General features: G+C 48.4%; 23 protein-coding genes (1 of these 23 only partly in view). 10 read left to right on the top strand and 13 right to left on the bottom strand.

Translation table 11 applies throughout. The features are described 5' to 3' along the window. The 9 genes from BGO59_RS35850 to BGO59_RS35810 all read right to left on the bottom strand — a co-directional run. Positions 1-40, bottom strand: the 5' end (the start) of a protein-coding gene (locus BGO59_RS35850) for a phosphatase PAP2 family protein (RefSeq protein ID WP_293692449.1). 830 nt of this gene lie to the left of the window's left edge; 40 of the gene's 870 nt are visible here — the first part of the coding sequence; the start codon lies at positions 38-40; the stop codon falls past the left edge of the window. A gap of 30 nt (positions 41-70) precedes the next feature. After that, positions 71-3421, bottom strand: coding sequence for a UvrD-helicase domain-containing protein (locus BGO59_RS35845; protein ID WP_293692447.1), 3351 nt, complete (start codon positions 3419-3421; stop codon positions 71-73). Between the two features lie 102 nt (positions 3422-3523). Then, a complete protein-coding gene (locus BGO59_RS35840) occupies positions 3524-4066 on the bottom strand; it encodes a hypothetical protein (protein WP_293692445.1) in 543 nt (180 codons plus the stop codon). Positions 4067-4169: 103 nt separating this feature from the next. Continuing rightward, positions 4170-5261 carry a histidinol-phosphate transaminase gene (gene hisC, locus BGO59_RS35835; protein ID WP_293692443.1) on the bottom strand — a complete coding sequence of 364 codons (1092 nt, stop codon included), beginning with the start codon at positions 5259-5261 and terminating at the stop codon, positions 4170-4172. Between the two features lie 15 nt (positions 5262-5276). After that, complete coding sequence (locus BGO59_RS35830) at positions 5277-5777, bottom strand: peptide deformylase (RefSeq protein ID WP_293692441.1); 501 nt, start codon at positions 5775-5777, stop codon at positions 5277-5279. Between the two features lie 138 nt (positions 5778-5915). Continuing rightward, complete coding sequence (hisD, locus tag BGO59_RS35825) at positions 5916-7205, bottom strand: histidinol dehydrogenase (protein WP_293692439.1); 1290 nt, start codon at positions 7203-7205, stop codon at positions 5916-5918. Between the two features lie 109 nt (positions 7206-7314). Continuing rightward, positions 7315-8175, bottom strand: coding sequence for an ATP phosphoribosyltransferase (hisG, locus tag BGO59_RS35820; RefSeq protein ID WP_293692437.1), 861 nt, complete (start codon positions 8173-8175; stop codon positions 7315-7317). 231 nt (positions 8176-8406) lie between these two features. Continuing rightward, positions 8407-9156 (bottom strand): CPBP family intramembrane glutamic endopeptidase, encoded by a 750-nt coding sequence (locus BGO59_RS35815; RefSeq protein WP_293692435.1) that lies wholly within the window; start codon positions 9154-9156, stop codon positions 8407-8409. A 143-nt stretch (positions 9157-9299) separates the two neighbouring features. Beyond that, positions 9300-10211, bottom strand: coding sequence for a LytTR family DNA-binding domain-containing protein (locus BGO59_RS35810; RefSeq protein WP_293692433.1), 912 nt, complete (start codon positions 10209-10211; stop codon positions 9300-9302). A 45-nt stretch (positions 10212-10256) separates the two neighbouring features. Here BGO59_RS35810 and BGO59_RS35805 point away from each other — a divergent pair, with 45 nt between their 5' ends. The 10 genes from BGO59_RS35805 to BGO59_RS35760 all read left to right on the top strand — a co-directional run bounded on the left by BGO59_RS35805 (position 10257) and on the right by BGO59_RS35760 (position 21186). Further along, the gene (locus tag BGO59_RS35805) at positions 10257-10904 is read left to right on the top strand and encodes a 7-carboxy-7-deazaguanine synthase QueE (RefSeq protein ID WP_293692431.1); all 648 of its coding nucleotides are present in this window, start codon (positions 10257-10259) and stop codon (positions 10902-10904) included. After that, positions 10859-12856 carry an OmpA family protein gene (locus BGO59_RS35800; protein ID WP_293692429.1) on the top strand — a complete coding sequence of 666 codons (1998 nt, stop codon included), beginning with the start codon at positions 10859-10861 and terminating at the stop codon, positions 12854-12856. The genes BGO59_RS35805 and BGO59_RS35800 overlap by 46 nt, the downstream gene beginning before the upstream one ends. A gap of 175 nt (positions 12857-13031) precedes the next feature. Next, positions 13032-13997, top strand: a complete 966-nt coding sequence (gene trxB / locus BGO59_RS35795) for a thioredoxin-disulfide reductase (RefSeq protein ID WP_293692427.1) — start codon at positions 13032-13034, stop codon at positions 13995-13997. A gap of 117 nt (positions 13998-14114) precedes the next feature. Continuing rightward, the gene (locus tag BGO59_RS35790; RefSeq protein ID WP_293692425.1) at positions 14115-15182 is read left to right on the top strand and encodes a peptidoglycan DD-metalloendopeptidase family protein; all 1068 of its coding nucleotides are present in this window, start codon (positions 14115-14117) and stop codon (positions 15180-15182) included. 68 nt (positions 15183-15250) lie between these two features. Beyond that, positions 15251-15568, top strand: a complete 318-nt coding sequence (rplU, locus tag BGO59_RS35785) for a 50S ribosomal protein L21 (RefSeq protein WP_020595800.1) — start codon at positions 15251-15253, stop codon at positions 15566-15568. A gap of 94 nt (positions 15569-15662) precedes the next feature. Then, on the top strand, positions 15663-15962 hold the full coding sequence (gene rpmA, locus BGO59_RS35780; RefSeq protein ID WP_293692422.1) for a 50S ribosomal protein L27: 300 nt from the start codon (positions 15663-15665) through the stop codon (positions 15960-15962). A 173-nt stretch (positions 15963-16135) separates the two neighbouring features. Then, a complete protein-coding gene (locus BGO59_RS35775) occupies positions 16136-16738 on the top strand; it encodes a NifU family protein (protein WP_293692420.1) in 603 nt (200 codons plus the stop codon). Positions 16739-16901: 163 nt separating this feature from the next. Next, complete coding sequence (locus BGO59_RS35770; protein ID WP_293692418.1) at positions 16902-18329, top strand: DUF5723 family protein; 1428 nt, start codon at positions 16902-16904, stop codon at positions 18327-18329. A gap of 173 nt (positions 18330-18502) precedes the next feature. After that, on the top strand, positions 18503-20611 hold the full coding sequence (gene recG / locus BGO59_RS35765) for an ATP-dependent DNA helicase RecG (RefSeq protein ID WP_293692417.1): 2109 nt from the start codon (positions 18503-18505) through the stop codon (positions 20609-20611). A 365-nt stretch (positions 20612-20976) separates the two neighbouring features. Continuing rightward, positions 20977-21186 carry a hypothetical protein gene (locus BGO59_RS35760; RefSeq protein ID WP_293692415.1) on the top strand — a complete coding sequence of 70 codons (210 nt, stop codon included), beginning with the start codon at positions 20977-20979 and terminating at the stop codon, positions 21184-21186. Between the two features lie 918 nt (positions 21187-22104). Here the strand turns inward: BGO59_RS35760 and BGO59_RS35755 are convergent. From BGO59_RS35755 to BGO59_RS35740, 4 genes are all read right to left on the bottom strand, one after another. Beyond that, positions 22105-22761 carry a CAP domain-containing protein gene (locus BGO59_RS35755; protein ID WP_293692413.1) on the bottom strand — a complete coding sequence of 219 codons (657 nt, stop codon included), beginning with the start codon at positions 22759-22761 and terminating at the stop codon, positions 22105-22107. A gap of 601 nt (positions 22762-23362) precedes the next feature. After that, positions 23363-23587 (bottom strand): hypothetical protein, encoded by a 225-nt coding sequence (locus BGO59_RS35750; RefSeq protein WP_293692411.1) that lies wholly within the window; start codon positions 23585-23587, stop codon positions 23363-23365. A gap of 111 nt (positions 23588-23698) precedes the next feature. Beyond that, entirely contained in the window at positions 23699-24025 is a 327-nt protein-coding gene (locus BGO59_RS35745) for a hypothetical protein (RefSeq protein ID WP_293692409.1), read from the bottom strand. A gap of 96 nt (positions 24026-24121) precedes the next feature. Next, positions 24122-25717: a peptide chain release factor 3 gene (locus BGO59_RS35740; RefSeq protein WP_293692407.1), complete on the bottom strand. Its 1596-nt coding sequence runs from the start codon at positions 25715-25717 to the stop codon at positions 24122-24124. Between the last annotated feature and the right edge of the window lie 85 nt (positions 25718-25802).

Here is a 25802-nt window from a genome sequence, read left to right as displayed (position 1 = left end):
GGTGTATTCCTCCCCAAACGTTCTGAATCACTTTAATCATTTACAGTATGCATTAAACAGGTTTCATTAATTACACACGGACCACCACCGGTGTTTCTGCCAGATAAACCAATCGGCCCTCTACTTCCGGGAAGCCCATGTCGCGGTAAAGGCTTGTAAAGTATTTTAAAGAAGCCGTCGGATTTCCGGCTTGTTCGTCAGTCCCATCCGCTTCATAGCCCGTCGGTGCGATGGCTACCGATTCGTATTGTACCAGTACGACATGTCCATCTGGAAAATGAACAACGCGGTGGGGCGCTCCATGAATACGTTTGCTACTTAAAATACTTCTGTCGGTATCTATACGCAATTGAGAATTAAAGAGATTTGCCAGATCAGGATGTGAGATAATAGCCAGCAGACTATCTTTCATCAACTCGCACTCAACTTTACGAACTAACCCCTCACTAACGAGTCGGCGCAATACCGAATCAATTGTTTCGGGTCCTTTAATCAGGCTCAGGGCAGCGCATAGCTTTCGGTCGCGCTCACGGGTGTGCTCAAACGTGGCTACATCAAAAATACGGTCAGCCAGTCGGCGCAACTGTAAATCCTGCCCCCGGTGTCCACTCACAATATCGTTCAGTACGATTTCGTCCAGGGGTTCTTCCACGTTCTTATGCGACCAAGCGTCGGCGCATAAACTAACCGGATACGAATACAAGCCATCCTGCCAGGCACAACCACAGTTACGGGCCACCTCACTATCGCGCAGAAATCCATGTAGCCAGTGTCCAACGGTATTCTGAGGTCCTTTGCCAAAGTCTCTGGCTTCGCTGATCACATACAGGCGGTCGGTAGGGCGAGTAAAGGCAACATAGAGCAGGTTCATGTTTTCCAGAAACGTGCGCGTTATTTCCTCTTCGTACTGGGCTGCAACGGATTCAGGAGTTCCCCGTAGTTTACCGGTTGCGTTGACGGGTGCTGTCAGGAGTCGGGTAGACGGCCCCTTATCGGTCGAATGTGTCAGTACATCCGCCTGAATCTGCTTCAGATTGAGCCAGATGGTGCTATCGTTGATGGGCTCTACCCGCCAATTGGCAAAGGGAATAATAACCACCGGAAACTCCAGCCCTTTCGATTTGTGAATCGTCTGGATACTTACCGCATTGCGGGTATTGCCCTCTACGGAAATTTTCTGCCGTACACTTTCCCAGTAGAGCAGGAAATCGCTCAGATGACCGCTCCGTTTCTGATTGAACGTTAACACTTCGTCCAGGAACCGGAAGAGAAACGGGTTATGCTCCGCCTGATTGAACAGCCCAAACTGAGCCGTCAGGCGCTCCGCCAGTTCATACGGATTCAACTGGCCTAAGGCGTACACATCCAGCGCATAACCCTGTTCGGAAAGGTAATCGTACATCGCCAGTATAGGGCCTTCGGCAACAGCCCGCAGTTTCTCGGTAAGGGCATCGTCTGGAAAAATTCCCTGCACAACCCGGTGAAACAGATACAGCATTTCGTAACGAAGCATTCGCTGATCGGGGCGCTGTAACACCTGCATGAAGGTCACCAGCCACTTAACCGGGTCCGAAAACTCCAGCGATAAGGAATCGGCCGAAACCAGCGGAATCTGTCGGGCGTTCAATTCATTGGCTAATGCTTTTGCCTGCGATTTTTTACGACACAAAATGGCAATATCACCATACCGATACCCATCGGCCAGTGATCGGTCCAGGTGCTCGATGGTTTTTTCGAGCATCAGCGTCGTCAGATCTTTATCGGCGTCTTCCTCTTTCACCACAAAGTCGAGCTGCACATGGCCAGCCTGCCTGGCTCTGGGTGAAGGTGTCTGATGGAACTGTCGCTCTGGATCAAATATGTCGGCTACTTTAGGATGCTGATGCTCGAACCGACGAGCCGTAAACTCAAAGAAGTCATTGTTGAACCGGACAATTGGTTCGGCACTTCGCCAATTGGTATTGAGCACTTCGGGTTGCAGATGCCCGTCGAGCATTTCGATCCGTTCAGCGGTCCAGGATTCGGGATTATGGGCTTCTTTCAATGTGGTCAGATCCCGACGATGCAATGCCACAATCTGGTCCATATCGCCCCCTCTGAAGCGATAAATCGCCTGTTTCCCATCGCCTACAGCCAGGTTAAAGTGATCGCCACCAAGCGCATTTTCAATCAGGGGCAACAGGTTGGCAAACTGTAGTCGGGATGTATCCTGAAACTCGTCGATCAATATATGGTTGTACCGAACTCCCAGCCGTTCATACAGAAACGGAACCGGCTCCGAGGCTACAATAGACAGGATTTTCTTGTTAAACTCGGAGATATGTACCCGGCCATCCTTTCGCAGCAGCTCATCGAACTCAACCCGCATCTGCTTTAACAGGGCCAACTTCTGTAAATGAGGCAACAGGCACTCGAACAGGGTAACCTCCCGACCGTTTTTTTCCCGAATGGTGTTGATTTGAATCAGGCAGTCGGTCAGTTCATCGGCCATAGCGTCGATCATGCCCTGAACAGGCAACGGCGTTTTTTTACCGTACCACTCACCCTTTTGAATGGCATTGTACACCCGCGTACCCGGTTCTTTCTGAGCATTTCCCTCGGCCACGGCTTTAATAAAACCCGCTACCCCACTCAAACCATACGTAAAATCGGCTTCTGACAAACCAGCACCGGTGATCAGTTCCCAGGCACGCTGACCACAGCCAACAATGTCGGCCTCAATCTGCTGATTGTGGTGGATCAGCTGTTCCCGGATGATTCGCAAGGCAGCAGGCGACAATTCCTGGGCGGCATTGACGGATTCGTAAAACTGGTCGGAGGTTAAGTTGCGACCAAACTCCTTCAGCACCTCCGGTAGTTGGTTCCAGCTTTTTCCTTCGGCCGCTACATGCGTGTAGTACTCACTCAGTATGGTGGTAATTTCCTCCATCTCCTCGGTTCCAGCCTTTTCGATCAGGTTATCGATAGCCAGCTCGAGGACTTCGTCGGTTTCCAGTTCGACCTCAAACGAATAGGGCAAACCCAACTCGTCGGTAAACGCCATGACGATACGCTGGGTAAACGAATCGATCGTAGTAACGCTAAAGTCTGCGTAGCGATGAAGAATGGTTCGGAAAACGGAAGCCGCCTTTCGGCGAAGCGCAGCTTTGGCAATCTCGAACCCATCTGAATCGCTGGCTGTGCCGTAAAGTTCAACGACCAGTTCATCGAGCAGAGGGAGTTCTTTCTCCCCAGCCATATCGGAAAGGCGTTCGAGAATCCGGTTCTTCATTTCATTGGCAGCCGCATTGGTAAATGTTACCGCCAGAATATGCCGGAAATAGTCGTCCTTCGCATCGGGCCGAAGCGCCAGTTTCAGGTATTCTTTGGTAAGCGTGTACGTCTTACCTGACCCCGCCGAAGAACTGTAGACTTTGAACATAGAGATTAGTAGTGAGGAGCGAGTAGTGAGGAGTGAGAAGGCTGGCGCATTTTTTTCTGTTGCGCCAGCCTTCTCACTCCTCACTACTCGCTCCTCACTACTTTAAAAATTATACCTCAATCCCAACCCTGTATTTAAACTCAGGAAGAAGGGAGCCTGTAGGAGTTCGACGTAAGCGCCGGTTTCCAGAAAGAACGAATAGGGTTTGCTGGGTGGAAAAAACTCGATGCCCCCAATACCCGATCCGCCCAGCGAAATATTGCCTTTCACATAATTAACGGATTGGCCAGCCAGATAGTCTGGATAATACCGACGGTTATTTATCTGACCACCGAAACCATAGTACACCCGGATGCTCTCACTTTTGGTAAGGGCCTTATGCCATAAGTAGTGCCCCTGAATCGACAGCCCGACGGTCTTATAATCGCCCGAACGATAGCTTCGGTTCGTTCCGTAAATACCACCATACGTCCCGATATTCAGGTCGAAGGCGTGATTGTTTCCAAAATATTTACGGACGTTTATCCCGGAAGGCTCTCCAATTCGGAACCCCAGCGACCAGTTGTTATACTGTGCACAGACCCTATTGGCCTGCATTAGAAACCCTATCAGGGCCAAACTTGTTATCAGCAACGATTTTCTCATAGAGCATGCATTAATCACTCTTAGACTACCGAAACCCATCCGCGTAACCAGTGTATGCATTAAACAATCAGGTCTTCGACGCCAATTCGGGTTTGGTGGCGCCTTATCTGGTTATGGTTGGAAGTTCCGATAGAACAGGGGTAGCATTCATTTGCCAAAGTACGTCAAGCAGTCGTTCATTTTCCTCCTGTGTACCGACCGAAATGCGCAGGCACCCATCGCAGAGCTTCACCTTCGACCGATCACGAACAATAACCTGTTGTTCGATCAGATAGTCGAACACCTGTTTCGCATTGTCAAACTGAACAAGCAGGAAGTTTGCATCGGATGGATGAACGACCCGTACAGAGGGCAAAGAACGTAGTTTTTCGGCCAAAGCCTGCCTATCGGTCAAAATTTGAGCGACCATTTCGTCCTTTCTTGATACCTGTAAGAGCGCTTCCAGTGCCAGTGCCTGCGTTGGTGCCGAAATATTGTACGGAGGTTTAATCTTGTTCAGGATCTGAATCAACTCTTCCGACGCAAAGCACATACCCAGCCGCAAAGCCGCTAGTCCCCAGGCTTTCGAGAAGGTTTGCAATACCAACAGATTCGGATAGGTATTCAGTTGAGTCGTCCAGGAAGGTGTATTGGCGAAATCGATATAAGCCTCATCGACAATCACCAGCGAATGGTCGGCGGCTTCCAGAATTTGATGGATAGCATCAGCCTGTAGCAGATTACCCGACGGATTGTTGGGCGAGCACAGCCAGATCAACTTCGTATTCTCGGTAATAGCTGCCAGTACAGCCTCTGTATCAATCTGATAATCGGGCGTAAGCGGCACTTTGATCAAAGCGACATCATTCACAGCTGCCGACACCTCGTACATCCCATAGGTAGGCGGCATAATCAGTATGTTATCCTTGCCGGGTACACAGGTGGCTCGTACCAGCAAATCGATGGGCTCGTCGGAACCGTTCCCCAGAAAAATCTGGTTCACCCGAACACCTTTGATTGGCGCTAATCGCTGCTTAATTGCCCATTGGTGGGGGTCAGGATAGCGGTTATAATCACCAGCATTGGTCGTCGAGCCAATTGGGTTCTCATTGGCATCCAGAAACACGCCGATTGTACCCGTATACTCGTCGCGAGCCGATGAATAAGGCGTCAACGAGAGGATGTGTGGGCGAAGAAGGTTATTCAGATTAAACATAAAAAATTAGTCGAATTAAGGATTGGGGGTTGGTCGCCAGCGAAATGCCTGCTCATCAATGGCCCGCATCGTACACAATACCCCATTCAAATGGTCGTATTCATGCTGTATCAGTTCAGACAGGGCCCAATCACGTACCTCCCATGTATGCGATTGCCACTGTTCATCGCGGTACAGCATCGTTAGGTTTCGATGTCGGCGAACCCGTACCAGTAAGTTTGGGAAACTCATGCAATCGTCCCAAAGCTCCCCCATATCGTCGCTGAGGCCGATCAATTCAGGATTGATGATCACCTGAGGTTGGTCGACATTCAGATAGATCAGTCGTTTCATAATGCCCAGTTGCGGAGCGGCAATCCCCCGTCCAAACTGGTACTTCGCCCTGATTTCTTCCATTACATGGTGCAGATCGGCTACCCAATCCGCTACCAGAGGCAGCTCCGATTCCAGCACCGGCTCACAGGTTTCATACAGGCGCGGATCGCCCAGGAGCAGAAGATCAGCGAGGTGTTTCATGGGTTTAGAATGTCGGACAAGGCAATAAGCTGTAGCCCATCGATGTCCGAAAAGGAAGTAACTCTTTGTCTTGTACGGTTTCGACTTCTATTAGTATCTGTTCCATAATCTACCCTGTTTCTTAGCAAAATAACGAAATCAAACCAGATTCGTTTCTTCCAGACTAGCCAGTCGCAGGCTCACCGCCCGTTTATGAGCCTCCAGTGATTCGGCCTCGGCCATCGCTTCCACAACGGGGCCAACCCGCTGCAATCCGGCAGGCGTTATGTACTGTACTGTAATTTTCTTCACAAAACTATCCAGCGATACGCCACTGTACGCCCGCGCAAACCCATTGGTCGGTAGGGTATGGTTGGTTCCTGATGCATAATCGCCCGCCGATTCGGGGGTATAGTTCCCAAGAAAAATCGAGCCTGCGTTCACAATCTGGTCGGCCACTTCTTCTGCATTCTCAACACTCAGAATGAGGTGTTCGGCAGCATATTGATTCAGTAGGTCAATGGCATCTGCCTGATTTTCGACCAGAATCATCTTGCTATTTTCCAGCGCTTTAGCCGCCATTTCCTGCCGGGGTAATCGACCAAGCTGGGTTGATAAGGTCAGATTGACACTCGTCAGAAGTTTTTTACTGGTCGACACCAGCAGCACCTGGCTATCGGCACCATGTTCGGCCTGTGAGAGCAGATCAGCCGCTACAAACGACGGTACCGCCGAATCATCGGCATACACGGCCACTTCGCTCGGTCCGGCCGGCATATCGATCGCCATTCCTTCTTTAGCCACCAGCATTTTAGCGGCTGTAACATACTGATTACCTGGCCCGAAAATCTTATATATCTGAGGAATTGACTCGGTTCCGTAGGCCATAGCCGCAATAGCCTGAGCGCCACCAATCCGAAATACTTTCGTAACGCCCACCAGTTTAGCCGCAAAATAGATAGCCGGATGGTTGCTCGGCGTACACAGCACAACTTCCCGGCAACCAGCCAGTTGGGCCGGTATCCCCAGCATCAGCACCGTGCTGAACAGAGGAGCCGTTCCTCCCGGAATATACAGTCCAACTTTTTCAATGCCTACACTCTTACGCCAGCATGTAACTCCGGGCATCGTTTCGATCTTCTCGACGGGCTGTTTCTGCTTTTCATGAAACAGCCGAATATTTTGGTACGCCTGCCGGATTGCCGTTTTCAGTTCGTCGCTCAACTGGACTTCGGCATCTTCCAGTTCAGCACTATCGACACGCAGTTGCGCCGTCGTCAGTTCAATCTTGTCAAACTTTTGAGCCAGCGCCAGCAAAGCAGCATCGCCTTCAGCCTTCACCTGAGCCAGAATCGGTGCTACAGCCGCTTCAATCTGCTGCGTCGATTGCACCGGACGGGCCAGCAAGGCAGGCCATTCAGTACGGGCGGGAAACGGAATGATATTCATTTTTTAGGAGCGAGGAGTGAGGAGCGAGGAGTGAGAATAGCTGACGCAGGAAACTTACTAATGCGTCAGCTATTCTCACTCCTCGCTCCTCACTCCCATCTACTTAATGTTAATAAATCATTTTCTCTATCGGAATCACGAGTATGCCTTCGGCACCAGCGGCCCGGATGGCTTCGATATTTTCCCAGAATTCATTTTCATTCAGCACCGAGTGTACCGAACTCCAGCCTTCGGTAGCCAATGGGGTTACCGTGGGGCTTTTCATCCCAGGAAGCAGGGCTGTAATCTGATCCAGTGAATCGTTCGGTGCATTCAGGACAATGTACTTGTTATTCTTAGCTACCTGCACCGCTTTGATGCGGAAGAGCAGTTTATCGACAAGTTCCTGTTTTTCCTTACTCAGTTCATTTGGAGCAATCAGAATAGCTTCCGAACGAAAGATGGTTTCCACTTCTTTGAGGCCATTGCTGAGCAGTGTGCTTCCTGAACTAACAATATCGCAGACAGCTTCGGCCAACCCGATACTGGGCGCAATTTCGACCGATCCGCTGATCTCGTGAATTTCGGCCCGAACGCCCTGTTCGGTCAGATAACTCCCCAGAAGATTCGGATACGAGGTTGCAATATTCTTTCCTTCCAGGCATTGAATACCCGTCCAGTCGGTAGCGCGCGGCACAGCAATGGACAAACGGCATTTGGAAAACCCAAGCTTATGGATCGTTTGCACCTGACGGCCCATTTCGACCGCTACGTTCTCGCCCACGATTCCCAGATCAGCGACGCCATCTTCGACGTAGCCGGGAATATCGTCATCACGTAAAAAAAGGAACTCGGCCGGGAAGTTGGATGAAACCGATTTGAGTTTGCCGGTACCATAGTCGAAACGGATACCACACTCTTTAAAAAGCTGATACGAATCTTCGCTCAGCCGACCCGATTTTTGTAAGGCAATTCGTAATACAGAAGACATTAATCGATGTAGGATGTATGAGATAGGATGTATGAGCTGGCCCATACCTCCCGTAATACGTTTGTTTTGAGGCAATATCCCGCAAGCTTCTTTTTCATAGAGCGTGCGGCCGGAAAATCAGGGGGCAAACATACAGGAAAACGGGGATACAACGACGAATTGGGGTGCCTGATTAGCAGCCATGATGGTGCCGACGATGTCGGAAAGGCGAATGAGTGTCCCGTTTTGAAATCATGGCACAAAGGTAAAAAGAAAATTTTTAAATCGCGGGAGTTGTTTCGACCAGTTTCGCACCAGCCCAATCCAGACCAATACCGTAACTGCGAGCGCCACCGGATGAACGGCGATGTTCATCAGTTCGTGGGCACAGGCAACGACCAAAACTGCCTTGGTGGTATCGACCAACGCGCCCAGCCCCCAGGCCATCAGAATCAGCACCCCGACAACCATCAGTCCATTCGTTTGACCACCACTTATTCCCGACAAATCGGGCATGAAGGTCAAATGCCAGCCTGCGTGCATAACACCAATCAGAATGGCTCGGTAAAGTGTAGGTAACGGGCGAAGGGCGTCCTGCAAATAGCCACGCCAGCCCATCTCTTCCCCAAATCCGTAAAGCACACCCGAAATACCCAGAAGCAGACCGAACACATGGCTATTCTGACCCGCCTTATTGGGAACACCAATCACAACAGAAAGCAGGATGGGCGTTAGTACGAATAAAATGGTTTTTAGCGGTGCTGAGCCGAAAATAGAAATTGTACGTAGTGTCTGAGGAAACAGAAACCGACAGGCAACGGCTGCCAGCAACGGGCCCATGCCATAAGTAAATATATTGTGAACAGGCAGGATGCCTTTGTTTAAATTAGGCAAAAAATGCAACCCATACGACAATGCGCAGGCCAGCAGATAAAAAACACTTACCGATTTCCAGTTAACCTCGGCAACGTGTGAGCGGGTAATTTTCAGTGTGTTTAGCATAGCGATTCAGTTTTGTTTCGATTGACAGACACAAAACTGAATCACCAGCAATACCCTTGCAATAGTCAGGGATGGCCGTTTCTGTAGAGGGATAAATGGGTAGCGTTAGGGATAGTTGGGATGAACAGGGACAATCAGGAACCCTATATAATTACGTTCATCCGGGCGTCAAATGCATCCAGGTATGTGCGAGACACTGGAATTTTTGGTGAAACCCCATTTAGGGTCAACTGATAGCCACGAGCATTCCCTTCGGTTTGATTAACCATCTTCAAGTTCACCAGGAACGCCCGATGACAACGAAAAAACTGCGGATAAACACTAAGTGCATCGGCCACCTCTTTGAGCGTACTTCGCAGAACCGTTTTCTGACATTCATTCCGGTTAAGCCAATATACATCAACATAATTACCGACCGATTCAACATACAACAACTGCTCAGGCTGAAGGGCCAGTCGCTCTTTGCCATTTTCAGAACTCAATAAGATTGGCTTCGCATCAACTGCGGGAGCCATTTTTGCACTGGTCTGTTGGGAGGGTACGTAGTCTGTCAGTAGCGGCCCGGCTCGCTGGGTCAGTTGACGATTAAGCTCCTGCGCCTGTGCCAGATTCCGTTTAAGCCGACGTCGCTCCGATACAAACACGCTACTGATAATTGGAAAAAAACCAATCAACGTCACAATCAAATACATCTGCCAAAACGACGGATAGTCGTTTTGAGTAAGCACAAGCAGGAGTTGATTACCCAGGCTGATACAGAACAAAACGAAAAAGGTGTGGAGAATGTATTTCCATACGACCCAGCGTTCTTCGTCGTAGACTCGACTAAGCAGGGTTGGCACAAGCCAGTTTGCAAACAGGGTTGACACCGTACAACCGGCCCCAAATAAGGCGAGTACCCCTACCCGATTCGATCCACCAAATGATGAGCCGCCAAAAAAATAAACAAATAGAAACACGTAAATACCCGTCTGAATCGACTGCCAGATCTGGGTCTTAAAGCTGAAATCTTCGGCAATTGGCCGATTCATGAACTTTGTTACGGCTTGAAGCATAGGGACAAAAATAACCATTCAACCGAACCTTCGTATCTTTGTACCATGCTAGTAGAACAGAAACAACCAATAACTCCTGACAACAACACCGCTACGATACTCCCCGTCATGGAAGCATTCTACACCCTCCAGGGGGAAGGAGCGCATACGGGTCGGGCCGCTTATTTTATTCGGCTCGGTGGGTGCGATGTCGGCTGCCACTGGTGCGACGTCAAAGAATCGTGGGATGCCAACGCCCACCCAAAACTGTCGGTCGATACAATTCTGGCAGGCGCTTTGCAGTACCCAGGTCGGATGGCCGTTATTACCGGGGGCGAACCGCTCATGCACGACCTTACGGAACTAACAGCCACCTTACAGACAGCAGGCTTTCGCACCAACATTGAAACATCGGGGGTTTGTCAGGCCGTTACGGGTTCGTGGGACTGGGTTTGTTTTTCACCCAAAAAGTTTAAAAAGCCCAATCCGGCGATTTTCGCAAAAGCCGACGAGCTAAAAGTAATCATTTACAACGCGTCTGATTTCGCCTTTGCTGAGTCGTTCGTACCGTTTTTACGACCCGATTGTAAACTCTTTTTGCAAACAGAGTGGAGTCGTTCCAATGAAATGCTGCCTCTTATCGTTGATTACGTAAAAAATAATCCGCAATGGCAAATCTCGTTGCAGACGCACAAATACATGGATATTCCCTAAAGGCATGGGGCAGGACGCATGGGGCACGGCACCATCGGTTCCCAAACCGTGTCATACCATACCCCCTTCTGATTGCCCTGCTCCTAGCTCCATGTGCCCTGCTCCACGCGCAAACCAAAAAGGCGAAGGAGTTTTACGACCAATCCATCCGATTGTTCAGCGAGCGGAAAGCGGCCGATGCCATTCCCTTCATGGAACAGGCAGTAAAGGAAGACCCGAACTTTACCGATGCCTACCTGAAACTCGGTCAGTTGTATGAATTCACCAGGCACTACGATCCTGCCCTGGCCGCTTACCGAAATGCCGTCCGGCTCCAACCCGATAACCCGGCTTCGGGATCAGCCTATCAGGCATTAAGTAATACGTTACTCCGGCTAGGGCGCTATACCGAAGCAATCCCCTATCTCGAAAAATTCCAGACGCTGTTTGCCCCCCAGTCGGCCCAGGCCAAGCGAATTGCCCGCCAACTAGAAACCGCCCGATTTGGTCAGGAAGCCATGCAGCATCCGCAGGCTGTCGACCCTAAACCCCTATCCTCGGTACTGCAAACAACCCCTTCGCAGTACTTCCCCGTGCTGACTGCCGATGAACAGACGCTGGTCTTTACAGCCCTTAAACCCGAAGGCGACGAAGATCTGATGACAGCAACCTTCAACGGTGAAACCTGGTCCCCGCCTACCTCATTGGCAAGCAGTATCAATACGCCTGAAAATGAAGGAACTGCCAGCCTGTCGGCCGATGGGCGGACCCTTGTGTTTACCGCCTGCCAGGGTCGTAAGGGATTTGGCAGTTGTGACCTATACATGAGCCACAAAACCGGCGACGATTGGTCCAGCCCTGAAAATTTAGGGGCCACTATCAATTCCCGCTATTACGAATCTCAACCCGCTCTTTCGGCCGATGGACGACAACTTTATTTTGTTTCGGATCGACCGGGCGGAAAAGGTCGTCGCGACATCTGGCGTAGTGATCGGGATACCAACGGCGAATGGACAGAGCCGGTCAATCTGGGTGAGCCGGTCAACACCGCATCCAATGAAGCCTCCCCGTTTATTCACCCCAACGGTCAAAGCCTGTTTTTTGCCTCGGAGGGGCATGTAGGCATGGGTGGATACGACCTGTTTGTCGCGGATAACGGCCCGTCGGGCTGGACTGCTCCCACTAATCTGGGTTACCCGATCAACAATTCGGAAGACCAGGCTTCGCTTTTTGTATCGGCCAACGGCACCCGCGCCTATTATTCCTTTGAAGAGCAAAAAGATGGCGTTTCCCAGAAATCAAGGCTGTATACCTTTGAATTGCCCGAATCCCTTCGCGAGCGGATCAAGCCTGTCAGCTATCTAAAAGGAACGATCGCCGATGCCAAAACGAAAAAGCCGCTGCCCGCTACCGTCGAACTCATTGATTTAAAAACCAATCAGGTTGTCTCGCGGGTACAGGCCGATGCCCAAACAGGTCAGTACACAGCTGTGCTGCCGAGTGGTGGTGAGTATGCCTTATATGTTAGTCAGTCCGGCTATCTGTTCAAAAGCCTGTCCTTCGATTTCACGCAAAAAACGAAAGGCGAAGGTTTATCGATGGCGGTGCCCTTAGAACCTGTAACAACCGGAGCGACTGCCAATGAAACCCTGAACAACTTATTTTTTGAATCAGGCCGATACGATCTGGCCGATAAATCGCGCACAGAACTGGCCCGGCTAGCGGCATTTTTACAGGCTAATCCTGGGGTAAAAGTTGAGATTTCGGGCCATACAGACGACAAAGGAGATCCAGCAGCCAACCTGACACTGTCCCAAAAGCGAGCCCAGGCCGTTGTAGCTTACCTTACACAATCGGGTATCGAAGCCAATCGAATTCGGGCCGTCGGCTACGGCAAAACCCGACCTCTTGTTCCGAACTCAACCGACGAAAACCGCCGACTCAACCGACGCATCGAATGGAAAGTACTTTAAAATGTAGAATATAGGATGTATGAAGTATGATGTGGCAGATGAGAGAGCCATACATCATACATTTCATTCCTTTGCTTTCCTGCGGGATTTTTTTCAATTTTGTGTATGTTGTCCAGATACCCCCACTTTTTGGGAGGGGGTATTTTTAGTTACCAGACAACACATTCCCACTACAATGACACCCGAACACGTTAAGTGCTTAATTATAGGTTCTGGTCCGGCCGGCTATACGGCAGCTATTTACGCATCCAGAGCAAATCTGCAACCCGTTCTGTTTCAGGGCGCTCAACCCGGCGGCCAACTGACCATCACTACCGAAGTCGATAATTTCCCAGGATATCCCAATGGCGTGCAAGGCCCCCAAATGATGCAGGATCTGGAAGCTCAGGCTCGCCGGTTTGGCACTGACATCCGCTACGGCATGGTAACCAAAGTTGAATTTGTGGAGCAGCCTAGTCCAGGGAACCCACACCGCATTACCGTTGATGATAAGTATGAAATCACAGCCGATTCGGTTATTATTTCAACGGGTGCTACTGCCAAATGGCTTGGCTTGCCCTCTGAAATGCGGCTCAATGGCCGGGGGGTATCTGCCTGTGCTGTCTGTGATGGATTCTTCTTCCGAGGACAGGACGTAGCCATCGTTGGAGCTGGCGACACAGCCGCCGAAGAAGCGAGCTATCTGGCCAATTTATGCCGCAAGGTATATATGCTGGTTCGACGGGATGAAATGCGGGCGTCCAAGTTCATGCAACAGCGGGTGAAAACGGCGCACAACATTGAAGTTCTCTACAATTCAGTAACTGAAGAAATCCTGGGCGATGAAGATGTGGAGGGGGTTCGGATTAAAAATGCCGCAACAGGTGAAGAATCTATTTTGAATGTTACGGGCTTTTTCGTGGCCATCGGTCACAAACCTAATACCGACATTTTCCGGGAGTTTATCGATTTGGACGATAATGGCTACATTTTGACCGAAAAGGGAAGCACCCGAACCAATATACCCGGCGTATTTGCCTGTGGCGACGCACAAGATAACATCTATCGTCAGGCCGTTACAGCGGCTGGGACAGGCTGTATGGCAGCCCTCGACGCAGAGCGTTATCTGGTCACCCTCGAAATGCAGCCAGAAGAAATTTAATTCATTAACAAAACCAGGTTTTCGGTTTACAGGTTACGGTTTACAGTTGCTGACGTATGTATCATGGTGAGCCAACTACAAACCGTAACCTGTAAACCGAAAACTCATCGAAACTAGATGAGAAGAACCGCTACACAGTGGCTTTTGGCCATTGGGTGCCTGTGCATAACCCTGACCGCACAGGCCCAGGAGCGCGGGCGATTTAAAAATAACCTGCGTATTACGCCCAAAAATGGGGCAACCCCAAACGCACCCGTCGTCGAACAGCCGCAAAAAGCGGACGACCCGTTTGAGCAAGAAACCACTCAACTGCGCTTCAACAACCAGTTTGAGCCCAAAAAAGAACTGAACCCCGTTGTTAGTGAAGACACAAGTCAGATTGATCAGGGAGAGACAAGTGTTGTAGAAGTGATTGACTCTGTACTGGTTGGCAACGAATGGGTTAAAATCGCCGATTACTACGCGGTATGGGATTCCCGCACCATTGATCCGTACAATATCGATCCGCTTGAATTCGATGAGACGATTGATATTAAGCTGTACGATCCTCCTGCCAATCGCTACTGGTCAGCCCCGCTGAACGAAGGAAAAATGACCTCCAATTTCGGGTTTCGCTGGGGGCGATGGCATACCGGCACTGACCTTGACCTCGAAACCGGTAATCCCGTTTATGCTGCCTTCGATGGCATTGTACGGGTTGTTGGCTGGGATGGTAATGGTTACGGACGTTATGTGCTGATTCGGCATTACAATGGTCTTGAAACCCTGTACGGTCACCTCTCCAAACAGACTGTCGAAACTGGGCAGCTCATCAAAGCAGGTGACCAGATTGGTCTGGGAGGTAGTACAGGCCGTAGTTCGGGCCCACACCTGCACTTCGAAACACGCTATGAGGGCAACCCATTTAGCCCGCTTAACATCTATGCTTTTCCCGAAAACACGATTTTGTCTGACCACTTTCTGTTGACCGGATCGGTGTGGGATTACCTGCGGGGAGGTCGTTCAAGCTCGTCGGAGTCTCGCGCTAAGCCTCGTTTCAAGCGAACAGTTCTGCACAAAGTACGCTCCGGCGATACCCTGAGTTCCATTGCCGATCGGTATGGCTTATCGGTGTCAGCCTTAAAGCGTAAGAACCATATTTCAGGTTCACGGCTTCGAGCAGGCCAAAAAATTCGCGTACATTAGTCTGGTTATTGGATTGTGTAAAAAAAACCTTACCTTTGCACCCTCATTTCCAATTTCATACACAACACATGTACGCAATCGTAGAGATCGCAGGGCAGCAATTCAAGATCCAGAAAGGTCGTTCTATCTATACCCACCGGTTAGAGGGCGATGTGGACGCTGCACTTGCCTCCGACAAGGTGAAAGTTCTCCTTGTTGACAACGAAGGGAGCATTTCCGTCGGTGCCCCAACCGTCGCCGGAGCGACAGTATCGGCTAAAATTGTCGAGCATCTGAAAGGCGAGAAAGTTATCGTCTTCAAGAAAAAACGTCGGAAAGGATACAAAAAGAAAAACGGACACCGTCAATACCTGACCAAAGTCCTGATCGAAGACATAACTCTGTAAAACAGTAGTGAGGAGTTAGGAGCGAGAAGTGAGGAGTTGCTGACGCAAACCTTATTCTCACTCCTCGCTCCTCGCTCCTAACTCCTTCAAAAAAATGGCACACAAGAAAGGTGTAGGTAGTTCCAAAAACGGCCGCGATTCGATCAGCAAACGTCTGGGCGTGAAACTGTTCGGCGGTCAGTCGGCTATTGCCGGCAATATCATCGTGCGTCAGCGTGGCACGAAACACCACCCCGGTAAAAATGTTGGGCTGGGTAAAGATTACACGTTGTTCGCCCTGGTTGATGGCGTAGTTAAATTCCGCCCTGGTCGCGACAGCCGTTCGTATGTCGATATCATTCCAGCGGGTCCATCGGCCGTTGAGATTGCTCCTGTAGCAGAAGTAACAGCATAAGCGTATTTTACTGCTCTGAATGTATAGACCCGCAAGACAGTTGTCGTGCGGGTTTTTTCATGGGCAAAAACTAAAAAAAAGAGGACGGTGTTAGACAAAAAGAAGTGGACATCGTATCTATCTAGTCTACCCAGAAATTTTTGACTAACCGTGTACGGTAAACCGAAAACCATATGAATTCTACGCTTAGCCGTCCCGTATCTATTTTTACGGAAGGCAGCCCCAATCCGAACTCAATGAAGTTCGTGGTCAGTTTCGACCTTGTGCCCAGTGGGCTTTCATTCGATTATGCAACACCGGGGGATGCTCTGGTTGATGGAAAAGCTTCACCATTGGCCGTAGCGTTATTTGGGTTCGACTTTGTCCGTCGGGTATTCATCTCTGGCAACTTCGTAACCGTCACTAAAGATGACGAAACCGAGTGGGATGACGTGCTGTTTGAAGTAAAACTCTTTCTGAAAGATTATTTCAGCGAGCAAAAGCCCGTTTTTGCACAGCGGACGATGGATGCCAACACCACAAAGCTGGATATGGATTCGGAAACCGTCCAGAAAATCAAGGCTGTGCTGGATCAATACATTCGTCCCGCCGTTGAGTCGGATGGAGGAGCTATCAGTTTCCACACCTTCGATGAAGCTACCGGAGTCGTCAAAGTATTGCTTCAAGGTTCCTGTAGCGGTTGCCCATCGTCGACGTTAACACTCAAAGCAGGCATTGAAAACTTACTGACCCGGCTGGTCCCCGAAGTAAAAACAGTAGAGGCAGAAGGTGTCTAGTTCAACCCCTATTTAGTCCTTAGCCCATGCTCATAACCTATGGCTGGTGACTATCGTTAGCTAACCGTTGACTAAGAAGTCAAAAATATAACCGTCATTAGGTAACCCTAATGGCGGTTTTGCGTTTCCTTTGCAAACGCTATTGCATTTACATATTCACTACATGAAGTATTTACTCTCACTGGGACTGCTCATACAGATTTCTGGTGCCAGTTTTTCACAAAATTTACTAGGCATTTCAACCAGCCGTTTCGGCGGAACCAACCGACTTTACATCAATCCTGCACTGGCAGCCGACTCTCCTTCCCGGTTTTACCTGAATGTTTTCACGGGCAATGGCCATGTGGATAACAACTATGTGCGCTACCAGGCCCCTTTCTCTTTACTACGGCTCATCACTGGTAATGTCCCGGCTCAGTATAAATCGGCCGATGGCTCCATACGTTTTGAAACAGATTACACACGAGAAACATTAGATGGGAAACCTAAAAATGGTACGATCTGGGGCGAAGTACGTGGCCCTTCGTTTCTGATGCAGGTTGGGGAGCGCGGTGCAGCTCTAGCCTTCACAACACGTTTTCGAGCCATTGGACAAGTAATTGGCGCATCGGAAGGCTTGTTATCAGCATTTCGGGCCAGCCTGAATACAGGTGGTTTGTATAGCATACCCATAACTGACAACAAGTTTGGGGCAAGCACCAATACCTATTCCGAACTGGGTGTAACCTATGCGTTACCCATTCTGGAAGGCGACGGACGAAAGATTCTATTCGGAACAACCGCCAAACTCCTGCTGGGCTACCATGCTCAACGGCTTATCAATCGGGGCATGAGCTATAGAATTGTACAAGACCCCGCCATACCAAACACCAACTTACTGGAAGTAAGCAAGTTGGATGCCACTCTTGCCTATACTACATTTCTACAGAACCGTAGCCTGACACCCTCTGTCCTGTTTAGTCCTTCTTCACCTGGGCGAGGCTTTGGGCTTGATCTAGGCTTCACGTATGTTGATCAGTATGATGCCGACAGTCCAGCTTTACAACTTGGCATTGCGCTGACGGATATTGGTGGCCTAACCTATAAAGGTGAGGAGTATAGCTACACTGACCTGGGATCAAATCCTGTGCGCTTCAGTACCAAAGATTTTAACAACCTCAGCGGCACAGGTTCGATTGTAGAAGTCATTCAGAACAAGCTGACCACGGGCCGTGCTCCCGACAGTAATACCTTCAGAGTTGGCCTGCCTACTTCTCTGAACCTACAACTGGACTATCAGCTACCCAGTGGATTTGGCCTTAATCTGACCTATTTGCAGGACGTTCGATCAACCTCCGCAACTGCGACACATCAGCCTACCCTGATTGCTGTGACCCCTCGGTACGATTCACGTTGGGTCAGTGCATCGGTTCCGATTGGTTACCTCAATGGTGGCCTTACTGCTGGTGGCTCGGTTCGAATAGGACCCGGCTGGCTGGGTACCGACAATTTACTGGGCTTGCTGGGTAACAGTTCAAACGGCATTCAGCCACGAGGACTCGATATTTATGCAGGCATTGCTTTTGGGCTGGGAAAAGTGGAGGAGAACTAGGAGCAATTGATTGCCATTTGTTGCTTTCTAAACAAGGTTAATCCTATTGGAAACAATGAATAACCACAAATGACAATCAATGACTAGGAATGACCACTTATGACAACTTATGACTTTTTTGTATTTTTGATCAATCCAGACTGGTGCAGTACATGCCCACAATGGGGTCAGCTATGACCGAACGAGTTGCTTTTTTTGATACCCCTCTGCTTTATCTGAAAGGATTAGGCCCACAACGGACTGAATTACTCAACAAAGAGTTGAATCTGTTTTCGTATGGCGACCTAATCCAGTATTACCCCTTTCGTTACGACGACCGAAGTCGCTTTTATACAATCAGCGAGTTAATGGATTCGATGCCCTCAGCACAGATACGAGGTCGTATACGGGAGTGGTATCAGGAAGGAGAAGGGCCTAAAAAGCGGCTGGTCGCCACGTTTCAGGATGGAACCGGCTCCATGACGCTGGTCTGGTTTCAGGCCATCGCCTACCTAGAAAAGACTCTCCGACGCGATGGCGAGTATATTGTCTATGGTAAACCCCAGTCGTTCAACGGACAATTTAGCATCATTCACCCCGAACTGGAAAATACGGCCACTGCTGCGGAGCACGAGGCAGGTTTTTTCCCAGTTTACAACCTTACAGAAAAGCTTCGCAAACGCCACCTCGACAGTAAAGCCATTGGGAAAGCGATGCGGATACTGCTGGAGCAGTCGTGGCCACATATTCGTGAAACGCTACCCGATTCACTGATTCAGCAATTTCGGCTGATTAGTAAGCGAGATGCCATGTGGAATATTCATTTGCCACAAAATCAGGCCTGGCTCAAACAAGCCCAACGGCGGTTAAAATTTGAAGAATTATTCTATAACCAGCTTCGGCTGATCAAAAACAAACTGATTCAGAAAGAGGAGTTTCCGGGGCAGATTTTCCGGGACACTTCGCTGATGAAGCATTTTTACAAAGAACTCCTCCCCTTTGAGTTGACGCTTGCCCAGCAACGGGTAATAAAAGAAATCTACGCTGATTTTCTGACGGGCAAACAGATGAACCGGCTGTTGCAGGGCGATGTAGGTAGTGGGAAAACGATCGTTGCCTTCATTTCCTGCCTGCTGGCTATCGGCAACGGAGCGCAAGCCTGTATCATGGCCCCTACCGAAATCCTGGCCGATCAGCATTACAATGGCCTGAAACCATTTGCCGAGTCGATGGGCCTCAATATCGGTATCCTGACAGGTTCAACCAACAAGAAACGTCGGGTAGTACTCCATGACGAATTACAGTCGGGTAAAATGCATATCCTGGTTGGCACGCATGCCTTGCTCGAAGATGCAGTCCAATACAAAAACCTTGGCTTGTGTATCATTGATGAACAGCATCGGTTTGGTGTAGCACAACGTGCCAAACTCTGGCGGAAAAATGAGGTAGTGCCTCCGCACATCCTGGTCATGACGGCCACGCCCATTCCCCGAACACTAGCTATGACACTTTATGGAAATCTGGATGTGTCGGTGATCGATGAGTTACCCAAAGGACGTAAGCCCATCAAAACAGTACATAAGTTCGATAAACATCGGTCGGAAGTATTTGGTTTTATCCGCCAGCAGATTGAACTCGGCCGCCAGGTGTACGTCGTATATCCGTTGATTGAGGAATCGGAAAAGCTCGATTACAAAGACCTCATGGATGGGTTCGAAAGTATGCAGCGGGCTTTTCCCCGACCCAAGTATGAGATTGGGATTCTGCACGGCAAAATGCTGCCCTACGAGAAAGACGACGAGATGAAGCGGTTTCTGAAAAATGAAACCCAGATTCTGGTTGCTACAACGGTTATCGAAGTAGGCGTAAACGTACCGAACGCCAGCGTGATGGTCATTGAGAGTGCTGAGCGGTTTGGCCTCTCGCAACTGCACCAGCTACGCGGCCGTGTCGGGCGGGGCGCCGAACAATCGTACTGCATTTTGATGACCGGCTACAAACTCAGCAGCGATACGCGCACCCGGCTCGAAACGATGGTTCGTACCAATAATGGCTTTGAGATTGCTGATGTCGATCTGCAACTGCGCGGCCCCGGCGATCTGACGGGGACACAGCAAAGTGGCGTAATGGACCTGATGATTGCCGATCTGGCCAAAGATGGCCCTATCCTGACAGCGGCCCGTGATTCAGCACAAGCAATCCTCGCCGAGGACCCTGAGCTCCTCCTACCCCAACACGCCCCAATCCGCAATCACCTGGATGGTATTAAGCAAACAGAAAGTAACTGGGGTCGTATATCCTAAATCTCCATTATTCAAACGATTTATGGCCCTCAGGCATCCTTCTTTGCAATAGCAAAACCTGTAAACCAGCCGGTTAACGGCCTTTTTTTCTTTTCTAATCCTCTATATTACTATTTCAGCGATTGATTCGGAAGCTGCAGATTACTGTTCTGCCAGCGTGTTGGCACAGTAGCTAGCGATGCTTACTTACCCGGTTGTCGTAACTGCTCTTACTATTTTACTGCAGGTATCATAAAATCAATTATACGGCGTAACATGTTGGCTATTAATTAACAATGAACGTAAATTCATTGTGTATGTGAATGATTTTTCTAATTACCTTTCAGCACATACAACGCTTAATCTAACCCATATAATCAATAGCCATGGAAACGAATCAGGATTTGTTTTTTCAATCGAATACGCATCTTTTTTTACGAATTGATGGTATCTACTACCAACGGAACAATGGTAAAGGCTGGACAATTATCAGAGAAGAACAACTGCCGACTGATGTAATCTGGTCACCTCTAACAAAAAAATTACAAACTGTATTCCTTCCGGTTCTTAAAGATGAGGGCTTGTTAAACGGATAAACAAAACGACTTCAGGGGCTGCTCACCAAGCACTTACGTAAAAATCCGTTTAATTGCACAACTACCCTGTACGTTTTGGAGCAGAAAATAATTTAGAATCTGGTAGATTTCTTAGCTTAATTCTAAATCCTGTTTAATTTTGATTTGATACAGCGGACGTGGGATTGCTATATTTCTATTTTTGACTATCCATACTATACTTCACAAATAGCCTAACATAAATTTTTTGGCACTAAATACTAAGGTATTTTTTATCGAAATTTCTACCGTACGAATTACTTATGGCTGTTTACCCTGGTGTAGCCCTATTAAAACAATATATAAAAACTTTAGTGGCTAACGATAGCATCTTTCCTGATGTTATTCCTCGCCAATACGGACACGAATTCAGTAGGGCCGAACTTCAGGCAATTTATTATAGTCTCTTTCTAATCATGGACAGAGCAAAGTCTGAAAGTAATCAATTATTGATGGCCAGATTTAAGACACTGGATGAACCTTACATTAATCTCCACTGGTTTTTGTTTGATTTCTGGCAGGAGCTAGTTCCATTAATCACACAGCACGCCAAAAGGCATCAACTGGTATTGAACTAACAAAAAAACCGGCCACATGGTAGCCGGACTTTATGAATTACCCACTTTTATGACAACACTGCATTAGCAGTCTTCACTCTATCATTGGGAGTGGATACCCGTACGTCAGTTACCAAAGTAGGCATTTTAAATGAAAAAACAAGTTTGATAGATGTAAATCTTTACGAAGGAGAGTAACTTAAATTATATCTTTAAAGCCTTAACCCTGATTTAACTGTATAGGGAATTAAGTTATCTGAAACCACCTGCTCAACCAAATACCCCTAACTAATCTCCTTATTTAGAATCGTCTATACAGGTATTCCATATGCTGTTGATAATTCTATCGAAGAGCCTGGGCATGGCCCCGCTCCGCTCCGAAATTCTGTACTAAGCGTCCAAAAGGTGCTCTACGCTGCTCATAAGGTTGCCCCGACAGGAATGTCGCACAACCAACATGCGTAAACGATGGATTTAAAAGGTTTGCCCGGTGATGGGGCGATTCTAACCATTGCTGTACAGCATATCGGGCATAGCTCGCATAGCTGTAAGGCTGGTACACCTTTTTTGTATCATTGGCCAAGTATTCATATCGGCGGGTTTGCCTGTTAAATCGAACACCATACCATTCAGGCGTATCAATCGTCTGGTACAAACCAATATTCTCGGCCATCCAGCCAAAGCGATTGGTTTGTTTTTGGACACGCTTAAGCAACGTCATGGTTTCCAGATTGTAAAGATCTTCATGACTGGTGTAGTCATTGCGCATCATCGATTCGGCATGGTTGCGGGCAGCCTGATAGAGCGAAGGGTCATATCGTAAAATGGGCAACCCTGCTAACCGACGCGCTTCATTGGTTGCCTGGAACAAAGCGAGATTCAATAAGGTGGTATCTGGATGCTCTAAAACGATTAGCTTTTGCGTATTCGACTGGGCGAAAAAAAGTTCATCACTCAGTTGATAACCTTCAGGAGGGTTATTGAATCGGGCGAGGATCAACCCTATTTGGTAAACAATCCACCAGTTCACAATCAGGAAAATAATAGTGTGTAATATACTGGTCCTAAGTTACTAAAGGAAATGATCATTTCTCAATTATCCTTTACAGCGTTTCTAAACAGACTAATTGCCCATTTACCAGACGAAGCTCAAAAAGATGAATAGCCAATATTGGCAAAATTTCACAAAATAAAATGGGAGTATTGCATGTCATTCAGAAATCTCCACACTAGCAACAAGTACCATCAACTTAAACCGATTCCGATTTGGTACAACGGAAGGCCATCTCAAGCTGTCCCGGTTGGCCCCCCAGCTATCGACATTGGTAAATATCATTTACCAAGCCGGATGCTATTGAAACAACGAGCTTGGTGGTGAACAAATGCCAAGGTGTACGACGATACAATAAAATACAGGGACACATCAGGGTAAGTCGCAGGTCGAATAGGCTAGTAATTTCCGTTTTTTGATGACACTTCTGAACCAGTATACCATCGAAAGCCTCCTCAACATTGTAGTTTGGTAACCACAACGTTGAGGAGGCTTTCGATGGTTTGTCAGACCCGAAATTCGGGGCTTATCTAGAAGTATAGTAAATTATTTATTGCTTAGCGTCTTTTTTCATCGCTTTTGCCTCTTTCTTCATGTCTTTTGCGGCATCGGCTTTAGCTTCGTCACCATCTTTCTTGGCCTCCTTCTTCATCATTTTGGCATCATGCTTCATTTTTTTATGCTCCATCTTGGCGTCTTTCTTCATGTCGTCCTGAGCATACGCTGCACCTGTCATCAGCATAGCAGCCACGGCTGCAATCATTAAGGTCTTCATTCGTCTAGCTGGTTTTATGTGGTTCATTACACGAATAGAACCTATCTCTAACCAAATAGTTATTAAACCTTTATTAAAGTGTGGCTCTTTAAGTTGGCTACAAACACTTTATCAATTAGCAGATTTAGGAGATTTCTTACGGGCTTTTACTGGCGAAGGCCCCGTTCTGACGCTGCTCGTGGCATCTACTTTTGTCGGTTTATCCGTCGAATTATCAGTTGCCTGCGTCTGATATTGATCATTTGTCAAACCGGTCCCGGCAACGGGCCCCTTATCTTGCTTATTCGAACCCGATGTAGAATTTTGATCGGCATTTGAGGAGGGGGTCGCTCTAGCAGATGTCTTTGTGCCTGCAGAACGTTTTCCAGGTTTTTGCTGAGCAACTGCTGTTCCGGTCAACAGCAAGGCCACTGCCAGGGCTGCAAGTGTGTGTGTCATAGGTATAGCTCGTTTTTAACGTGAGTAACACCTATAACAACACACTAACGACGAAGGAGTTTTATTGAATTAAAGAATCTATTTCAATGGCCGGAATCAAACAATCACGTTAAACTCCGACGTCAGGTGGAATTGGATATCAGGATTATTCTGCTGGTTCATCCGCAGCATCCAGTCTGATTCGGCCAGAAACACTGGGTTATTATCTTTATCGTAGGCTATCTGGTTGCCTTTGAGCCGAATGAACTCTGCCAGCTTTGGCGGATTTTCAGATGTGATCCAGCAGGCCTTCGTGTAATTGAGCGGTACCCAACGACATTTAGCGCCGTATTCGTTCTCTAGTCGGTATTGAATTACCTCAAACTGAAGTTCACCAACGGTACCAACGATTTTCCGATTTCCTATATCGAGGTTAAACAACTGAGCCACCCCCTCGTCAGTCAACTGCTGAATACCTTTGTCGAGTTGCTTTGATTTCATCGGGTCAAGGTTGACTAATTCCTTGAAAATTTCTGGTGAGAAGCTGGGAATTCCCTGAAACTGTAACTCTTCACCTTCGGTCAATGTATCGCCAATTTTGAACGTGCCCGTATCATAAAGTCCGACTACGTCGCCCGGAAAGCCTTCTTCCACTACACTTTTGCTATCGGCCATGAAACTGAACGGACTAGCAAATCGCACATTTTTATCGAGCCGCGTATGGTGATAAAACTTATTGCGTTCAAAAACGCCCGAACAGATACGCAGGAAGGCAATCCGGTCGCGATGGCGAGGGTCAAGATTCGCGTGAATTTTAAAGACAAACCCACTGAATGCTTTTTCATCCGGTTGGACTTCGCGCTTATCGGTCGGGCGGGCAATCGGTTCGGGCGAAATTCCACAAAAGCCTTCCAGCAGCTCTTTCACCCCAAAGTTGTTCACCGCCGACCCAAAGAACACTGGCGCCAGTTTTCCATCCAGATATGCCTGTCGATCAAATGGGTCATAAACTCCTTCGATTAGCTCGACATCCTCCCGAAGTTGGGCTGCATCGCGCTCACCTACTTTTTTATCGAGTAAACTATCTTCCAGCTCAATCGGCAGCACATCATCTTCAACTTTCGTTTTGTTGACTTTGAAGAAATATAACTTTTTCTCGATCAGGCTATAAACACCTTTGAAGTCCGATCCCATATTGACCGGCCAGGTCATGGGTCGAACCCGAATGGTTAGCTTTTCTTCCAGTTCATCCAGCAGGTCAAATGGATTGCGGCCCTCACGATCCAGTTTATTGATGAAGATAATGACGGGCGTATCACGCATTCGGCACACTTCCATGAGCCGTTCGGTTTGTTCCTCCACGCCTTTAACACAGTCAATAACCAGAATAACACTATCTACTGCCGTCAGAGTCCGGTACGTATCTTCCGCAAAATCTTTGTGACCGGGCGTATCGAGAATATTGATTTTCAGGTTGTCGTACTCAAAGGTCATCACCGAAGTAGCTACAGAAATACCGCGCTGCTTCTCAATTTCCATAAAGTCAGAGGTAGCCGTCTTTTTAATCTTATTCGATTTAACGGCCCCTGCCGTTTGAATAGCGCCACCAAAGAGCAGGAGTTTTTCGGTAAGTGTGGTTTTCCCGGCATCCGGGTGGCTAATGATGGCGAACGTACGCCGACGGGCGGTTTCTGCCTGTATATTCGTTTGCATTATTCTTAGAATAAGAGCGCAAATTTACGAAGATTAGTTAAGAATGAAGCGTGAACATCTTAGAATAAACACAAGACTCAGCCCT

Source organism: Spirosoma sp. 48-14 (genome assembly GCF_001898575.1).
In the GTDB taxonomy this organism is placed as follows: Bacteria; Bacteroidota; Bacteroidia; order Cytophagales; family Spirosomataceae; genus Spirosoma.
Note: the sequence above shows the minus strand (reverse complement) of the source record. Positions and strands in the feature narration are given on the sequence as shown.

What these genes read in the sequence shown, in the direction of transcription:
- rpmA (WP_293692422.1), top strand. Translation starts at nt 15,663, where the DNA reads ATGGCACACAAGAAAGGTGTAGGTAGTTCCAAAAACGGCCGCGATTCG.
- hisD (WP_293692439.1), bottom strand. Translation starts at nt 7,205, where the DNA reads ATGAATATCATTCCGTTTCCCGCCCGTACTGAATGGCCTGCCTTGCTG.
- BGO59_RS35800 (WP_293692429.1), top strand. Translation starts at nt 10,859, where the DNA reads ATGGCAAATCTCGTTGCAGACGCACAAATACATGGATATTCCCTAAAG.
- BGO59_RS35760 (WP_293692415.1), top strand. Translation starts at nt 20,977, where the DNA reads ATGGAAACGAATCAGGATTTGTTTTTTCAATCGAATACGCATCTTTTT.
- BGO59_RS35845 (WP_293692447.1), bottom strand. Translation starts at nt 3,421, where the DNA reads ATGTTCAAAGTCTACAGTTCTTCGGCGGGGTCAGGTAAGACGTACACG.
- BGO59_RS35790 (WP_293692425.1), top strand. Translation starts at nt 14,115, where the DNA reads ATGAGAAGAACCGCTACACAGTGGCTTTTGGCCATTGGGTGCCTGTGC.
- rplU (WP_020595800.1), top strand. Translation starts at nt 15,251, where the DNA reads ATGTACGCAATCGTAGAGATCGCAGGGCAGCAATTCAAGATCCAGAAA.
- recG (WP_293692417.1), top strand. Translation starts at nt 18,503, where the DNA reads ATGACCGAACGAGTTGCTTTTTTTGATACCCCTCTGCTTTATCTGAAA.
- hisC (WP_293692443.1), bottom strand. Translation starts at nt 5,261, where the DNA reads ATGTTTAATCTGAATAACCTTCTTCGCCCACACATCCTCTCGTTGACG.
- BGO59_RS35775 (WP_293692420.1), top strand. Translation starts at nt 16,136, where the DNA reads ATGAATTCTACGCTTAGCCGTCCCGTATCTATTTTTACGGAAGGCAGC.
- BGO59_RS35830 (WP_293692441.1), bottom strand. Translation starts at nt 5,777, where the DNA reads ATGAAACACCTCGCTGATCTTCTGCTCCTGGGCGATCCGCGCCTGTAT.
- BGO59_RS35750 (WP_293692411.1), bottom strand. Translation starts at nt 23,587, where the DNA reads ATGAAGACCTTAATGATTGCAGCCGTGGCTGCTATGCTGATGACAGGT.
- trxB (WP_293692427.1), top strand. Translation starts at nt 13,032, where the DNA reads ATGACACCCGAACACGTTAAGTGCTTAATTATAGGTTCTGGTCCGGCC.
- BGO59_RS35815 (WP_293692435.1), bottom strand. Translation starts at nt 9,156, where the DNA reads ATGCTAAACACACTGAAAATTACCCGCTCACACGTTGCCGAGGTTAAC.
- BGO59_RS35805 (WP_293692431.1), top strand. Translation starts at nt 10,257, where the DNA reads ATGCTAGTAGAACAGAAACAACCAATAACTCCTGACAACAACACCGCT.
- BGO59_RS35740 (WP_293692407.1), bottom strand. Translation starts at nt 25,717, where the DNA reads ATGCAAACGAATATACAGGCAGAAACCGCCCGTCGGCGTACGTTCGCC.
- BGO59_RS35840 (WP_293692445.1), bottom strand. Translation starts at nt 4,066, where the DNA reads ATGAGAAAATCGTTGCTGATAACAAGTTTGGCCCTGATAGGGTTTCTA.
- BGO59_RS35770 (WP_293692418.1), top strand. Translation starts at nt 16,902, where the DNA reads ATGAAGTATTTACTCTCACTGGGACTGCTCATACAGATTTCTGGTGCC.
- BGO59_RS35810 (WP_293692433.1), bottom strand. Translation starts at nt 10,211, where the DNA reads ATGCTTCAAGCCGTAACAAAGTTCATGAATCGGCCAATTGCCGAAGAT.
- BGO59_RS35745 (WP_293692409.1), bottom strand. Translation starts at nt 24,025, where the DNA reads ATGACACACACACTTGCAGCCCTGGCAGTGGCCTTGCTGTTGACCGGA.
- hisG (WP_293692437.1), bottom strand. Translation starts at nt 8,175, where the DNA reads ATGTCTTCTGTATTACGAATTGCCTTACAAAAATCGGGTCGGCTGAGC.